The following is a 14,035-nucleotide window of genomic DNA, read 5'->3' on the forward strand; positions in this document are numbered from 1 at the left end:
GGGCCGGCGCTCGCCTCGCTCAGCGCGAGTGGATGTTCATCGCCGGGAAGAAGAAGGCGATTTCGACCGCCGCGGTCTCGGCAGCGTCGGAGCCGTGCACCGCATTGGCGTCGATGCTGTCGGCAAAGTCGGCCCGGATCGTGCCCGGCGCGGCCTTCTTCGGGTCGGTGGCGCCCATCAGGTCGCGGTTCTTCAGGATCGCGCCTTCGCCTTCGAGCACCTGGACCATCACCGGGCCGGACACCATGAAGTCGACCAGGTCCTTGAAGAACGGGCGCTCCTTGTGCACGGCGTAGAAGGCCTCGGCCTCGCCGCGCGAAAGGTGCATCATGCGCGCCGCGATCACCTTCAGACCCGCGTTCTCGAAGCGGGAGTAGATCTGTCCGATCACGTTCTTGGCGACGGCATCGGGCTTGATGATCGAGAGGGTACGTTCGACGGCCATGGCTGATCCAGTTGTCACTTGGAGAGAGGTTATGGGAGTGGCGTGAAAAAGTGTTGAAAATGAGTGGTTTACGACAGCTTTTCACGAATTTGCGTAATCGAGCAGTTTAACATAGGCGCTGCGATTCCCGATCGGGTCAAGCCCTTGCCCGGCCCGGGAATCGCTTGAAGCCCGGGGGCTTTGCCCCTACATTCGCGCCGAGCCTGCAAGGATGCGGCTCCGGGCGCGACCGAGCCCACGTAGAAGTCCCTTTTCCACAGCGGTCCCATTCCTTCACGAGGAGAACCACCTGATGGCATACGAGCAAAACCAACTGCGTGAGCCGGGTTTCGGCGGCGCGACCGGCGCGCTGGGCGCCGCCACGCGCAACCGCGTCCTGCGCAACACCTACGGGCTGCTCGCACTGTCGATGATCCCGACCGTGCTGGGCGCGTACGTCGGCGTCCAGGCTGGCTTCAGCTTCTTCGCCGGCAGCCCCTTCATCGGGCTGATGGTGTTCCTGGGCGTAGCCTTCGGATTCTTCTTCGCGATCGAGAAGTTCAAGAACAGCGGCATCGGCGTGGCGCTGCTGCTCGGCTTCACCTTCTTCATGGGCCTGATGCTGTCGCGCCTGGTCGGCGCGGTGCTGGGCATGTCGAACGGGGCCAGTCTCGTGATGACCGCGTTCGGCGGCACGGCCGGCATCTTCGCGGTCATGGCCACGGTGGCCACCGTGTCAAAGCGCGACTTCACCGGCATGGGCAAGTGGCTGTTCGTCGGCTTCCTGGTGATCTTCTTCGCCGCGATCGCCAACATCTGGCTGCAGATGCCCGCGCTCACGCTGACCGTGTCCGCCCTGGCCATCCTGATCTTCTCGGCCTTCATCCTGGTGGACCTGCAGCGCATCGTGCAAGGCGGCGAGACGAACTACGTGACCGCCACGCTGTCGATCTACCTGAGCGTGTACAACGTGTTCAGCAACCTGCTGATGATGCTCGGCATCTTCGGCGGCAACGACGACTGACCGGCCCGCGGGCGCCCAGCCAGGCGCCCCGGCATTCAAGGGCCGCCCTCGGGCGGCCTTCTTTTTTCTCCCTTCCCCCTTCCCTCCCTAGGCCTTCACGCCAAGCGGCACGCTGGACGCCTTGAACAGCGCGGTCGCGCCGCCGCCGGGCGTGACGGCGGCAATCTTGCCCTCGAGGCCGTTGCGCTCGCCGGTCTTCACTGCGTCGGCTCCTCTTCTGCCGGGCTGCAACGCTGACGCGGTTCCGGGTCCGGCTCGAACACCGCGATCGACTCCACGTGGGAGGTCTGCGGGAACATGTTCACCGCGCCGGCCGCCTTCAGCGCGAAGCCGCCCTGGTGGACCAGGATCGCGGCGTCGCGGGCAAGCGTGGCCGGGTTGCACGACACGTAGACGATCCGGCGCGGCTTGACCGGGTCGGCCGACAGCACCTTCGCGACCTCGAGCGCGCCCTCGCGCGGCGGGTCGATCAGCACCCGGTCGAATCGGCCGAGCGCGGACCAGGCCTCGGCCGTGAGCTCGAAGAGGTTCGCGGTGCGAAAGGCGGTGCGCCCCGCCAGGCCGTTCACCGCCGCGTTCTCCTGCGCGCGGCGGGTCAGCACGGGGCTGCCCTCGATGCCGATCACCTCGCTCGCGCGCCGCGCCAGCGGCAGCGTGAAGTTGCCGAGCCCGCAGAAGAGGTCGGCGATCCGCTCGCCGGGTTGCGGATCGAGCAGGCGCAGCGCCCGCGACACCAGCACCTCGTTGATGCGGTGATTGACCTGGGTGAAGTCGGTGGGCCGATACGGCATGTCGACGCCGAACTCGGCGAGCCGGTAGCCGAGCTGCGAGGCCGCATCGCCGGCCGCCGGCGCGCCGTCGCGGGTGCACAGCAGCCTGATCGAGTCCGGCCCCTTGGGCTGCAGCCACAGCTCGACGCGCTCGCGCGCGGCGAAGGCGAGCAGCTTCGCGCGGTCCTCGTCGGTAGGCGGCTCGAGCACCCGCAGCACCAGCGCGATCAGCAGGTCGCCCCCCTGGCCGGGCGTCGTGGCGACCGGCGCGGGCCCCGCGTCGGGGTCGCCTCCGGGCCCCGCACCCCTTCCGCGGTCGAGCGGCGATTCGCCGATCGCCACCTCGATCTGCGGCAGCCGCTCGCGCAGGCTCAGCGAGCCGACCAGCTCGCGCAGCGGCAGCAGCATGTCCGACATGCGCCCGGGCAGCACGTGGCACTCGCGCATGTCGGCGACGTAGCTCGAGCCCTTCTCGTGGAAGCCGACCAGCACGCCGCCCTTCTTGGGCACGTTGCGCACCGACAGTCGCGCCCGGTAGCGATAGCCCCAGGCCGGGCCGGCGATCGGTCGCAGCACGGTGCCGGGCCGCACCCTGCCGATGTGCCAGAGCTGGTCCTCCAGCGCGCGCTGCTTGATCGCGAGCTGCGCGCGCGGTTCCAGGTGCTGCATCGAGCACCCGCCGCACACGCCGAAGTGCGGGCAGCGCGGCGCGACCCGGGAGTGCGACTCGCGCAGGACCTCGAAGGCCTGGGCGACGTCGAAGCGCGGCTTGCGTCGCACGATCGCCGCGCGCACCCGCTCGCCGGGCAGCGCGCCACGCACGAACACGACCTTGCCCTCGTGGTGCGCAACGCCGTTGGCCTCGAGGTCGAGCGAACCGACGTCGACGACGATCGGCTCGCCGATCGCGCCGCGGATCTCGGGCATGCTGCTCACCGCGGGCTCACTTCGTGCTCAGGATTGCGGCCACGCGTCGAGGAACTCGCGCCAGTGGGCTGCCCCGCCGTCGGCGAGCGCGCCGAGCGACTCGCGCAGCGCGGCGACCTCGGCCGCGTAAGAATCCGGCGCGAGCAGGCCCCGCATCAGCTGGAAGCGCGCGAACATCAGCCAGGTGTTGGCCACGTCGGTCTCGCAGTAGTCGCGGATCTCGCCGATGCGCCCCTCGCGGAAGGCCGGCCAGACCTGCGAACCGTCCATGCCGAGCTTGCCCGGGAAGCCGCAAAGCTTCGCGAGCTCGTCGAGCGGCGCATTGGCGCGCGGCGTGTACAGGGCCAGCATGTCCATCAGGTCGAGGTGGCGCGTGTGATAGCGGCTCAGGTAGTTGTTCCACTTGAAGTCGCGATCGTCGTCGCCGGTCTCCCAGTAGCGCGCCGCCTGCACGCCGTGCACCAGCCCGCGGTAGTGCAGCACCTGCAGGTCGAAGCCGCCACCGTTCCAGCTGACCAGTTGCGGCGTGAAGCGGTCGATCAGCGAGAAGAACTGCTGGACCAGCTTCGCCTCGCGGTCTTCGGGCGTGCCCAGGCACTTCACGTGGAAGCCGCGGGCGTCGCGCATCAGGCACGCGATCGCGACGATCCGGTGCAGGTGCAGCGGCAGGAAGTCGCTGCCGCCGGTCTTCTCGCGCCGGCGCTCGAGCGCGATCTCGACGACCTCGGCGTCGGAGAGCGACGCGTCGATGCCCCAGGCGCTTCGCAGCCCCTGCGCGTCGGGGATCGTCTCGATGTCGAAGACCAGCGTGGGCGTCACGATCGGCTCAGCGCGACGGCAGGTAGTCAGACGGGTCGACCGGCTTGCCGCCCTTGCGGATCTCGAAGTGCAGCTTGGTGCGGTCGGCGTCGGTGTCGCCCATCTCGGCGATCCGCTGCCCGCGCTTCACGTTCGCGCCTTCCTTGACCAGCAGCGCCCGGTTGTGCGCGTAGACCGACAGCGTGTCGCTGGCGTCGTGCTTGACGATCAGCAGGTTGCCGTAGCCGCGCGGCCCCTTGCCGCTGAAGATCACGCGGCCGTCGGCCGCCGCGACCACCGGGTCGCCCGGCTTGCCGGCGATCGACACGCCCATGCTGCGCGGCTCTGCGAAGCGCTGGATGACCGGCCCCGAGGCCGGCCAGATGAAACCCTGCGCCGAGGGCGCGCCGGCCGAAGACACCGGCTTGTCCGGCTCGGGCTTCAGCGGTTCGGGCTTGAGCGGCTCGGGCTTCGCCGCCGCTTGCGGCCCGGGCGGCGGCGCCGACTGCCTGAGCTTCGCGAGCAGCGCCTCGGAGTAAGGCTGCTTGGCCGCGCTCGGCTCGGTGCGGATCGGCCCGCCGGCGATCGGCGGGGCGGTGGGCGACAGCGGCCGCGCCTCGCTGCCCGGCGCGCCCGACAGCGAACGGCTCTGGATCGCGGTGGAGCGGATCGGCTCGGTGCGCACCGGCTCGACGATCGGCCCGGGCTCCTGCGCGGCCGGCGCGGGTGCAGGTGCTGGTGCCGGCGCCACCGTGGCCGGCGGCGGCGCCGGCGTCTTGGTGGCGGGAACCGGTTCGCGGCGAACGATGGGCGCCGGATGCGGGCTTGCGCAGCCCGCCAGCACGGCTGCCGCGACCGCGGCGATCAGCGCGCCGCGCAGGCCCGAAGCGACCGGCGACGCCGGCGCGAGGACCGGAGACGACCGACGGAAAGAGGATGACTGGCTCGACGCAAGCGCGATGCGGACGCCGACGCCCTCATGAGATTTCGTCATGACTGTGACGCGCCGCAAGCGGCGCACTCGGTTGACGGAGGAGAAACACCAACTGCGGCGGATCGAGGCCCGCCTCATGTCGTGCCGGTGCGCAACGGAACGAATCGTACCGCATCGAGCACGGTGAGCTGCCATTCGTCGGAGGAGACGCGCTCGACCAGGTGCAGCGCCTGCCGGCCGCCGCTGGCGACCGGGGCGACCAGCCGCCCGCCCACCCGCATCTGGTGGAGCAGCGGCTCGGGCACGGCCTCGCCGGCCGCGGCCACCACGATCGAGTCGTAGGGCGCGCCCTGCGCGACACCCTGGTGGCCGTCGCCGAAAGCCAGTCGCAGGTTCGGCAGCCGAAGGCTGCGAAGGTTCGCGCGTGCCTGCTCGTGCAGCCCCCTGACCCGCTCGATCGACACCACCTCGCCGTAGACCCTGGCCATCACCGCGGCCTGGTAGCCGCAGCCGGTGCCGACCTCGAGCGCCTTTGCCGCAGCGCGGCGGGCCCGCGGCAGGTGGGCCGAGGCCAGCTCGATCATCCGCGCGACGGTGCTCGGCTTCGAGATCGTCTGGCCGTGGCCGATCGGCAGCGCGACGTCCTCGTAGGCCCGGCTGGCGAGCGCCGGCTCGACGAACTGGTGGCGCGGCACCTGCATCAACGCGTCGAGCACCTGCGGGTCGCGCACGCCGGCGCGCGCCAGCAGGTCGACCATGTTCGCGCGCGCCCGGTCCGACGCGAGGCCGAGCCCGCTCGGCGCCGGCAGCGGCGACGCGACCGTGCGCGCCGCGCCGCCCGGGCCCCGGTTCGCGGGCGCCGCGTCGGGCCTCGGAGCGGCCGGCCGCGTCGTGCCGGGCTGGCCGGCCGCGCCGCCGGGGCGACTGCGGGAAGGTGTGCCGCCGCCCACGGTCGGCGGCAGCGTGGCCATCCAGGGCGGTCTGCGGGTCATGGCTGCGGAGGAAAGGGAAAGGAAGTGCCCGGACGGCTTCGGCTGCGCGGTGCGCCCCGGCTCACGCCGCGGGCGAGCCGAGCCAGCGCTCGACCTCGGGCAACTGCCTGACGCCGGTCAGGTCGATGTCGAGCGGGGTGATCGAGACCCAGTCGTTCTCGACCGCGTGGAAATCGGTGCCGGGGCCGGCCTCGCGCGCGCCGCCCGCCGGGCCGATCCACCAGATCGTGTCGCCGCGCGGACTGCGCTCGCGTATCACCGGCTCTGCGATGTGGCGCTTGCCGAGCCGCGTCACCCGCATGCCCTGCAGCCGGTCGGCCGGGCACGAAGGGATGTTGACGTTGAGCAGCGTGCCGGGCAGCGGCTCGCGGACCCAGCGCGCGATCACGTCGCGCGCCACGCCGGCGGCCACGTCGAGGTGCCGGTAGCCCTTCTTCGCGATCGAGAACGCGATCGCCGGCACGCCCAGCAGGTAGCCCTCGGTGGCGGCCGCGACGGTGCCGGAGTAGATCGTGTCGTCGCCCATGTTCGCGCCGTCGTTGATGCCCGAGAGCACCAGGTCGGGCTTGTGCTCGAGCAGGCCGGTGACCGCCACGTGCACGCAGTCGGTCGGCGTGCCGTTCACGTAGAGGAAGCCGTTGGCGGCCGCCCGGACCGACAGCGGCCGGTCGAGGGTCAGCGAATTCGAGGCGCCGCTGCGGTCCCGTTCGGGCGCGATGACGGTGACCTCGCCGAACTCCCGGGCGACCGCGGCAAGCGCCTCGATGCCCGGCGAGAAATAACCGTCGTCGTTGCTGATCAGGATTCGCATGGACGGATTCTATCGAATCCGCCGCCCGCTCACCCTTCGGCCGGCCAGTCGCGGATGTAGGCCTTGAGCATCCGGTTCTCGAAGCCCTGCTCTTCGAGCACCGCCTTGGCCACGTCGTGGAAGGAAACCACGCCGAGCAGGGTCTCGCCGTCCATCACCGGCACGTAGCGCTGGTGGTGCTCGAGCATCAGCCGGCGCAGCTCGTTGACCTCCATGGCCGGCACCGCCACCTCGGGCTCGGGGTTCATCACGTCGCGCACGACGATCTCGGCGACCGGCGGCGTCGGCCCCGTGCGATGCTCGAGCTGGCGCCTGGCGAGCACCTGCAGCACCTCGCGGAAAGTGAGCATGCCGGCCAGCTTGCCGCGCTCCATGACGACCAGCGAGCCGATGTCGTGCTCGGCCATCGTGACCACACAGTCCGACAGCATCGTGTCGGGCGTGACCGTGAACAGCGTGTTGCCCTTTACTCGAAGAACTTCGCTGACCTGCATGGCGCTCCCCCGACGGATCCGTTCGTCGTCGATGCTATCCCATCCGGGAAACGCCGGACAAGCCGGACGCCGCCCCGCCCTGCGACCCTCGCTCGAGGCAGGAGAGAATCTGCGACGCGAGCGCGTCCTCGGTGTACGGCTTCGTCAGGAACACGTCCACGCCGGCTTCCAGCGCGAGCATCTTGTGGCGCTCCGAATACCGCGAGGTGATCATGATGACGGCCACCTTCGCGGTCGCCGGATCCGCGCGCAGCGCCCGCACGAACTCCAGCCCGTTCATCCGGGGCATCTCCATGTCGACCAGCGCCAGGTCGGGCACGCGCCGCCTGACCCGTTCGAGCGCCTCGACGCCGTCGGCCGCGCCCTCGACCTCGAAGCCCAGGTCCCTCACGAAGATCTCGGTGGTGCGACGCACGCTGACCGAGTCGTCGACGACCAGGCACAGCGGCGCCGTCCCGGAAGACCGGCTTCGCGTGGCCGGCGCAACGGCCCGCGCGCGCAGGCTGCCGTCGGCGTGCGCAGCCATCAGCGTCGCCGGATCGAGCACCGGCGCGACGGCGCCGTCGCCGAGCACGGCCACGCCGTCGATGCCGGGCACCCGTGGCAGCCGCGCGGGCATCGGCCGCACGACCACGCTGCGCGGCGCCTCGGGCTCGGGCACCACCAGCGCGCGGCGACCACCGTCGGGCAGTCGCAACAGCAGCGCCGAGCGCGGCGCGGCCTCGGCGTCGGTCGAGCCCTCGGCGCGGAACGCGTCGTCCGCCAGGCCGAGCAGGCCCTCGATCGTCGTGGCCTGCCAGGCCAGCCCGTCCGCGAAGATCGTCCCGGAGGCGGGCGGACCGGCCGGCACGATCCGCTCGATCCCGCGCACCGACAGCGCGAGCGCCAGCGGCCGGCCCGGCGCGCGCAGCAGCATGACCGGCAACGAAGCCAGGCCCAGCGGCACGGTCAGCGCGAAGCGGGTGCCCCGGCCGGGCGTCGACTCGATCGCGATGCTGCCGCGCAGGCCTTCGACCGCCTGGCGTACGACGTCGAGCCCGATGCCGCGGCCGGACAGCTGCGAGGCGCGGTCCCGGGTCGAGAAGCCCGGCGCCATGATCATCGCCCGGAGCGCGTCGCCGTCGGCCGGCGCCCGCGCGTCGAGCAGGCCGAGCGCCACGGCGCGCGCGCGGATCGCGTCGAGGTCCAGGCCCTGGCCGTCGTCCTCGCAGACGAGCAACAGCGACGCGCCCTCGCGGCGGACCCCGAGCCGTATCCGCCCGATCGGGTCCTTGCCCAGCGCGCGCCGCCGCTCGGGCGGCTCGATGCCGTGGTCGACCGCGTTGCGCAGCAGGTGCGCGAGCGCGTCGACCAGCGTCGAAAGCATGCCCGCTTCGACCAGCGTGTCCTCGCCGTCGATCGCCAGTTCCGCCTCGCGACCGACCATGCGCGCCGCCTGCCTGACCGTGCGCCGCAGCCGCGACGCGATCGATCCGAACGCGGCCATCCGCGTGCGCAGCGCGCAGTCGCGCAGCTCGGCCTGCAGGCGCTCGAGCCGCGCCAGCGAATCGCGCAGCGCGGCCAGGTTGGAGCCGAGCTGCTGCTCGACGAGCTTGCCGTCGGCGCCCGACTCGGCGATGCGCCGCGACACCGTGTGCAGGTCGTTGTACTCGTCGAGCTCGAGCGGATCGAGGCTCTGCCGCGAGCGATGCTCGCTGAGCGCCAGCCCGCGAATGTCGACGAGCCGCTCCAGCTCGCCGGCGAGGTCCTGCAGCTGGTCGCCGCCCAGCCGCATCGTGGACCGCGAGCGCTCGAGCTCGACCGCCTGCTCGCGGGCATGCGCGACGACGATCGCCGCCTCGTCGACCAGTTCGAGCAGGCGCTCGACCAGCGAGGCGGGCACCCGGATCTCCGGCTCCGCCGAGCGCTCGGAGGCGGAAGCGCCAGCCGCTTCGGCTGTGGACGCGCCAGCCGCTTCGGCTGCGGGAGCGCCAGCGACTTCGGCTGCGGGCTCGCGTGCAGGCTCGCGGGGCGGCTCCGATACGGGCGCCGGCCCGGGCTCCGACGCGGGCGCCGATGCGGCCTGCGGCGTGGCCTCGCCGCCGACGAGCCGGCCGATCCACTCGACGATCCGGGAATGGACCGCGGCGGCCCCTGCGGGCGCCGGGCCGTAGCCGGCGACCGCCTCGCACATCTCGGCGACGCAGTCCGCGGCATCGCCCAGCAGCGCGTGCAGCGCGGCGGGCAGTTCCTCGCGGCGCCCCGCCAGCAACTGCAGCAGGTCCTCGAGCCGATGCGTGATCGCGGCGATGCCGCGCACGCCGACCGTGTTCGCCGAGCCTTTCAGCGTGTGGGCGAGCCGCTGCGCCGCGACCAGCGCATCGCGCTCGCCCGCCTCGAACGCGGCGATCCGCTCGCCGAGCTGCGCCGACAGGGCCGGAAGTTCGTTGAGCAGACTGTCGACGACCGAAGGATCGGCATCCGCGGGGATCGCCAGCGAGAGATCGGGCTCGTCGCCGCCCGGCGCGGGCAGGCTCACCTGCCGCGAAGCGACGAGGCTGGACGCCGCGAGTTCGGCCAGCGCCGCGTCGACCAGCGACGGCGATACCGGTTCCGGCCAGCGGCGGTCGCGAAGCGGCGCCAGCGCGGCCCGGCCGGCCCCGGCCTCCCGGAAGAAGTCCGCCAGCGCAGCCGGCGTTTCCCGGAGCGGCTGCTCGAGACTCCGCAGCCGCTCGGCCGCGGCCGGATCTCCAGGCGCGTCGCGCGCCGTTTCGGCGAAGGACGCGAGCCGCGAACCGTGCTCGGCGAGCAGTGCCGCGGTAGCCCGCAGGCCCAGCAGGCCCGCCGCCTCGGCGATCCGCAGCAGGCCCTCGGCGAACGCCGCCAGCCTGCCGGGGCCGGAGTCCGCCTGCGACATCTCGTCGAGCAGCGCGCTCGACTCCTCGGCCAGGATCTCGAGTTCGTCGCGAGCGACGACGGCGCCTCCCCAGTCGCCGGCGAACGCGGGCGCGTCTTCGCCGGCATCCGGGGCGTCGACCTCGCCGGCCTCGATCGCATCGCCGTCGCCGGCCCCGGCCTGCGCGAGCTCGCCACCGTGCAGGTCGGCGATCCGCCGCGCCGCGTCGGCCAGCCTCGCGGCGAGCTCGACGTCGTCGCCGGCCATCGCCGCCGCCTGTCGCGGCTCGAGCCGCCCGGTGCTGAAATCCAGCAGGTCGGCCGCCCAGGCGCCGGCGGTGCCGCGCATCGCCTCGTCCTCGGCCAGCGCGTCGGCGCCCGCCTCGCCGCCCTCGCCGCCCTCGCCACCCAGCCGGTCCGCGAGTCGCTCGGCGAGTTCGGCGAGCGGCTCGAACCCGGCCCGCCGGGCAGCCGCCACGAAGGCTGCCAGCGAAGCCCGCATCGCGGGGCGCCAGTCCGCCGCGCCGACCACGACCGGCTCGAGCAAGGCGACCGCGGCCGCCTCGAGCGCGTCGAGCCGCTCGCGCGCGTCGCTCATGGCGCCGGGGGCGTGCGGAACACGCTCACTTCGTCGACCAGCAGGCGCGCGCACTCGACGAGCCGGCGGGTCTCGATGTTCTGCGCGGTCAGTTGGCGAGCCGTTTCGGCGCTGGCCTCCTGGATCACCCGGGCGCGGTCCTGCAGCCCCGAGCTCACCCGCGCCTGCTCGTCGGAGGTCGCCGCGATCTGGCGCACGTCGGCGGCCAGCGCCTCGGTCTCCTGCTGGGTCAGCCGCATCTGCTCGCCCGCGTCGTCGGCGAGCCGGCTGATCTCGACGACCCGGGTGATCGCCTGGTTCATCGCCAGCACCGTCTGGTTCGTCTCGGTCTGGATCGCGTGGACCAGCCGCCCGATCCGGTCGGTGCTCTCGCGCGCCGACTCGGACAGCCGCTTGACCTCGTCGGCGACGACCGCGAAGTTCCGGCCCGCCTCGCCGGCGGCGGCCGCGTGCATCGATGCGTTCAGCGCGAGGATTCCGGTCCGCTCGGCGATGCCGTGGATGATGCCGACGACCTCGCCGATCTCCTGCGAGCGCTCGCCGAGCCGCTTGATGCGCTTCTCGGTCTCGCGGATCAGCTCGCGCGAGCGGGTGATCCCGTCGACGGTCCCGCCGACGATGCGCACCGCGGCGGCCGTGGTCTGCACCGCGCGGCCCGCCACCGCATCGGCCTGGCGGGCGCGATCGGCCACCGCCACCAGCGCCCCGGCGGCCGCGGCCAGTTCGCGCGCGGCGAGCGCGACTTCGCGCTGCTCGCGCGCCGCCGCCCGCGTCGCCAGGTCCGACTGCCCGCGCACCGAGCCCGAAGTGCGGGCAACCTCCTGGGCCACCTCGGACACCTTGCGCAGCACGCGCCCGGTCTCCTCGGTGAGCAGGTTCAGCGCCTCGGCGATCGCCCCGGTCACGTTGTCGGTCACGCGCACCCGGATGCCGAGGTCCTTCGTCGACGCGATCGTGCCCAGCGCCTGCATGATCTCGAGCACCGAGTCGTTCAGGTCCTCCGCCTCGCGATTCGCGCCGCCCTGCTCCGCGACGACCGAAGGCCCGGCAGCGACATCGACGGGCAGCGCTTCAGGCGGCGGGGCCACCGCGCGACCCGCCGCGCCCCGCGCTTCCGGGGCACTCGCCGGTCGCCCTCGCGCGGCCAGGAAGACGACGACCGCCGCGATCGCCGACAGCGCGAAGGCGGCGAGCACCAGAAAGCGGGCGGCCCCCGTCGGGCCGTCCTGCGCCGTCGCCGGCCAGAACAGCGCCGCGCCGGCCGCGACCGCCGCCACCGCCGGCAGCGCGGCCAGTTTCCAGGGCCTTGCGCCCGACGCCCCGGCGCTGGGGGCGCGACGCTCAGTCATCGGAATCCTCGCTCGCCAGGCACTCGAACAGCAGGTCGGTGTCGACCGGCCACCAGCGCCTGCCCTGCGTGTCGCGCACCGGCTCGGCGAGCGCCCGGCGAAAGCCGGCCGACGCGATCAGGGCTTCCTGCGTGTCGTCGAGGGGCGCCCCGGAGCCGCCCGCGTCGCCCTGCGTTTGGAACGCGACGCCCTCGGGCGGCGCGTCGACGATCACCGCCGCCGCGCGCGGCGTGGCGCCCACCACCAGGACCGGGGCGCGCAGCGGCGCGTCGTGCGCGACCGCGGACGCATCGAAGACCGGGACCGGGTGGCCGCGCAACTGCATCAGCCCGGCAACCCGGCGCGGGCCGAGCGGCAGCCGCCAGATCGCCGCATCGGGCAGGTACTCGAGCCTCTCGCCCGAAGGGAACAGGACCGGCACGCCGGACAGGCTCGCGCCGAAGCGAAGCGGCGCGGGCGAGCCCGGCGACTCCGTGGCGGATCGGGAAGGACTTTCGTCTGGCACTTGGCTGAACATGCTCCGGCGGGATCGGCGCCGCCGGGCGATGCCGGAGAAGGCGATCGTGGCGGCGCGCTCCGAAATGTATGACAAATCGGCGCGCCTCGCCGGGCCCGTGCCGAGCCGGGCCGTGAGCCGGCGGATCAGGCGGGCATCGCGGGGCTGGGCGCGGCGTGGCCCTGCGCGGCAGGACTCTGCGCCGCCTGGGCCGGCGCGGGCGCAGGCGGGGCCGCAGTGCGCGCGGCCGCTGCCGGCGCCGCGTTGCGCGCGGCGGTCGCCGCTGCGCGTGCCGCCGCCGCGTTGCGCAGCAGTTCGGCCAGATCGTCCGCGGGGAGCGACTTGCGAAGCACCTTCAGCATGGCCGCCTCGAGCTCCCTGAGCGGCACCGGCTTGGCCAGGTAGGCCTTGCACCCGGCCAGCCTGCCCCGCGCGTGATCGAAGGGCGAGCCGCGGCTGCTCAGGATGATGACCGGCGTGCCGCGGTGGCGCCTGCGTATCTCACGGGTCAGCCGATAGCCGTCCAGGTCCGGGATCATCACGTCGGCCATCACGAGGTGGTACTGCCCGGCCGCGAGCCGCGCGAGCGCCTGCTCGCCGCTGCCGACCATCTCGCAGACGAAGCCCATCCGGGTGAAGGCGATCCCGAGCTGCTGGCGCACGGTCGGGCTGTCGTCGACGACCAGGATCCTGGGACGCCGCCCGATGGCGGCGACGCGCGTGCCGGCCGCGGGCGACGGGGCTTGCGCCGGGACGTCCGGCGAGGACGAAGTTCCTGGAGACTGGGCTCGCGTCGGCGCGGCTTGCGAAATTGCGGCTGCCGACGACGCGGGTTGCGGCGGCCTTGCCGCGACGGGCTGCCCGGCCGCGACGGCCGACGGGGCCGCGGCTGCCGCGGGCAACGCCGATGTCGCAGCGGGCGAGGCCGGTCGCCCGGCCGGCGCTTTCGCCGCGGCGGCGGGAGGGGAAGTCTGCGCGACGGGCCGGGCCGCCGGCGCCGGACGGGTCGAGGCCAGCGGAGCGGCCGGCACGCCGAACCGCGGCGCCGGCTCGACCGGGCGTGCGGTCGCCGCGGCAGGGCGCGACGCCGCGTTGCCGAAGGGCGGCTCGCCCTCCGGCAACGGCATCGTCATCGGCTGGGTCTCGGGCGACAGCAGCTCGGACTCGACGACGCGATTGAGGATCGGCAGCAACTGCAGCGTCAGCCGGTCGATCGAGATCGCATGGCGCGCCGGGCTCGGCACGCCGCGCCCCACCGCGGCGACCACCGGCACGTGGCGCGGCAGCCTGCGCACCGCGCTGACCGCCTGCAACCCCTCGGGCGCGGCCGTGTCGACCAGCAGCACGTCGATCATGTGCGGGTCGGAGCCGTCGTCGAGCACGAACTCGAAACGGTTGTACTGGCTGTGCCTGAAGACGATCTCGATCAATCGGACGTCGCGCGGATCCAGGCCGGCGACGGCGATGCGGTAGACGGGGCGTTGTTCGAGCATGGGGCGAGCGTCGATCCGGGGGCGTCGGGCGGATGGTCCGGACGATTCTCT

12 protein-coding genes are annotated in these 14,035 nt (G+C 73.1%); 1 reads left to right on the top strand and 11 read right to left on the bottom strand.

What is annotated here, in order from left to right; translation table 11 throughout:
• Positions 1-19: 19 nt before the first annotated feature.
• On the bottom strand, positions 20-445 hold the full coding sequence (ndk, locus tag M6I34_RS15555; protein WP_272486724.1) for a nucleoside-diphosphate kinase: 426 nt from the start codon (positions 443-445) through the stop codon (positions 20-22).
• 292 nt (positions 446-737) lie between these two features.
• Here ndk and M6I34_RS15560 point away from each other — a divergent pair, with 292 nt between their 5' ends.
• Entirely contained in the window at positions 738-1,448 is a 711-nt protein-coding gene (locus M6I34_RS15560) for a Bax inhibitor-1/YccA family protein (RefSeq protein ID WP_272486725.1), read from the top strand.
• Between the two features lie 197 nt (positions 1,449-1,645).
• Here M6I34_RS15560 and rlmD read toward each other — a convergent pair whose 3' ends face one another.
• The 10 genes from rlmD to M6I34_RS15610 form a co-directional block, all read right to left on the bottom strand.
• Entirely contained in the window at positions 1,646-3,145 is a 1,500-nt protein-coding gene (gene rlmD, locus M6I34_RS15565; RefSeq protein ID WP_272486726.1) for a 23S rRNA (uracil(1939)-C(5))-methyltransferase RlmD, read from the bottom strand.
• A 27-nt stretch (positions 3,146-3,172) separates the two neighbouring features.
• Positions 3,173-3,964, bottom strand: coding sequence for a 3'-5' exonuclease (locus M6I34_RS15570; protein ID WP_272486727.1), 792 nt, complete (start codon positions 3,962-3,964; stop codon positions 3,173-3,175).
• A 7-nt stretch (positions 3,965-3,971) separates the two neighbouring features.
• On the bottom strand, positions 3,972-4,937 hold the full coding sequence (locus M6I34_RS15575; RefSeq protein WP_272486728.1) for a murein hydrolase activator EnvC family protein: 966 nt from the start codon (positions 4,935-4,937) through the stop codon (positions 3,972-3,974).
• Between the two features lie 74 nt (positions 4,938-5,011).
• Positions 5,012-5,869 carry a protein-L-isoaspartate(D-aspartate) O-methyltransferase gene (locus M6I34_RS15580; protein WP_272486729.1) on the bottom strand — a complete coding sequence of 286 codons (858 nt, stop codon included), beginning with the start codon at positions 5,867-5,869 and terminating at the stop codon, positions 5,012-5,014.
• Between the two features lie 61 nt (positions 5,870-5,930).
• A complete protein-coding gene (surE, locus tag M6I34_RS15585; protein WP_272486730.1) occupies positions 5,931-6,680 on the bottom strand; it encodes a 5'/3'-nucleotidase SurE in 750 nt (249 codons plus the stop codon).
• A 29-nt stretch (positions 6,681-6,709) separates the two neighbouring features.
• On the bottom strand, positions 6,710-7,174 hold the full coding sequence (locus tag M6I34_RS15590; RefSeq protein WP_272486731.1) for a CBS domain-containing protein: 465 nt from the start codon (positions 7,172-7,174) through the stop codon (positions 6,710-6,712).
• Between the two features lie 34 nt (positions 7,175-7,208).
• On the bottom strand, positions 7,209-10,646 hold the full coding sequence (locus M6I34_RS15595; RefSeq protein ID WP_272486732.1) for a response regulator: 3,438 nt from the start codon (positions 10,644-10,646) through the stop codon (positions 7,209-7,211).
• The gene (locus tag M6I34_RS15600; RefSeq protein WP_272486733.1) at positions 10,643-11,995 is read right to left on the bottom strand and encodes a methyl-accepting chemotaxis protein; all 1,353 of its coding nucleotides are present in this window, start codon (positions 11,993-11,995) and stop codon (positions 10,643-10,645) included. Before M6I34_RS15600 ends, M6I34_RS15595 begins: the two co-directional genes overlap by 4 nt.
• Positions 11,988-12,512 carry a CheW domain-containing protein gene (locus M6I34_RS15605; RefSeq protein WP_272486734.1) on the bottom strand — a complete coding sequence of 175 codons (525 nt, stop codon included), beginning with the start codon at positions 12,510-12,512 and terminating at the stop codon, positions 11,988-11,990. Before M6I34_RS15605 ends, M6I34_RS15600 begins: the two co-directional genes overlap by 8 nt.
• 125 nt (positions 12,513-12,637) lie before the next feature.
• Positions 12,638-13,984, bottom strand: a complete 1,347-nt coding sequence (locus tag M6I34_RS15610) for a response regulator transcription factor (protein ID WP_272486735.1) — start codon at positions 13,982-13,984, stop codon at positions 12,638-12,640.
• Positions 13,985-14,035 lie beyond the last annotated feature (51 nt).

It is taken from the genome of Zeimonas sediminis, assembly GCF_023721795.1.
Lineage (GTDB): Bacteria > Pseudomonadota > Gammaproteobacteria > Burkholderiales > Burkholderiaceae_E > Zeimonas > Zeimonas sediminis.

Excerpts from the sequence above, each read along its gene's own strand:
- ndk (WP_272486724.1), bottom strand. The coding sequence starts at position 445 with ATGGCCGTCGAACGTACCCTCTCGATCATCAAGCCCGATGCCGTCGCC.
- M6I34_RS15560 (WP_272486725.1), top strand. The coding sequence starts at position 738 with ATGGCATACGAGCAAAACCAACTGCGTGAGCCGGGTTTCGGCGGCGCG.
- rlmD (WP_272486726.1), bottom strand. The coding sequence starts at position 3,145 with ATGCCCGAGATCCGCGGCGCGATCGGCGAGCCGATCGTCGTCGACGTC.
- M6I34_RS15575 (WP_272486728.1), bottom strand. The coding sequence starts at position 4,937 with ATGACGAAATCTCATGAGGGCGTCGGCGTCCGCATCGCGCTTGCGTCG.
- M6I34_RS15580 (WP_272486729.1), bottom strand. The coding sequence starts at position 5,869 with ATGACCCGCAGACCGCCCTGGATGGCCACGCTGCCGCCGACCGTGGGC.
- surE (WP_272486730.1), bottom strand. The coding sequence starts at position 6,680 with ATGCGAATCCTGATCAGCAACGACGACGGTTATTTCTCGCCGGGCATC.
- M6I34_RS15590 (WP_272486731.1), bottom strand. The coding sequence starts at position 7,174 with ATGCAGGTCAGCGAAGTTCTTCGAGTAAAGGGCAACACGCTGTTCACG.
- M6I34_RS15595 (WP_272486732.1), bottom strand. The coding sequence starts at position 10,646 with ATGAGCGACGCGCGCGAGCGGCTCGACGCGCTCGAGGCGGCCGCGGTC.
- M6I34_RS15600 (WP_272486733.1), bottom strand. The coding sequence starts at position 11,995 with ATGACTGAGCGTCGCGCCCCCAGCGCCGGGGCGTCGGGCGCAAGGCCC.
- M6I34_RS15605 (WP_272486734.1), bottom strand. The coding sequence starts at position 12,512 with ATGTTCAGCCAAGTGCCAGACGAAAGTCCTTCCCGATCCGCCACGGAG.
- M6I34_RS15610 (WP_272486735.1), bottom strand. The coding sequence starts at position 13,984 with ATGCTCGAACAACGCCCCGTCTACCGCATCGCCGTCGCCGGCCTGGAT.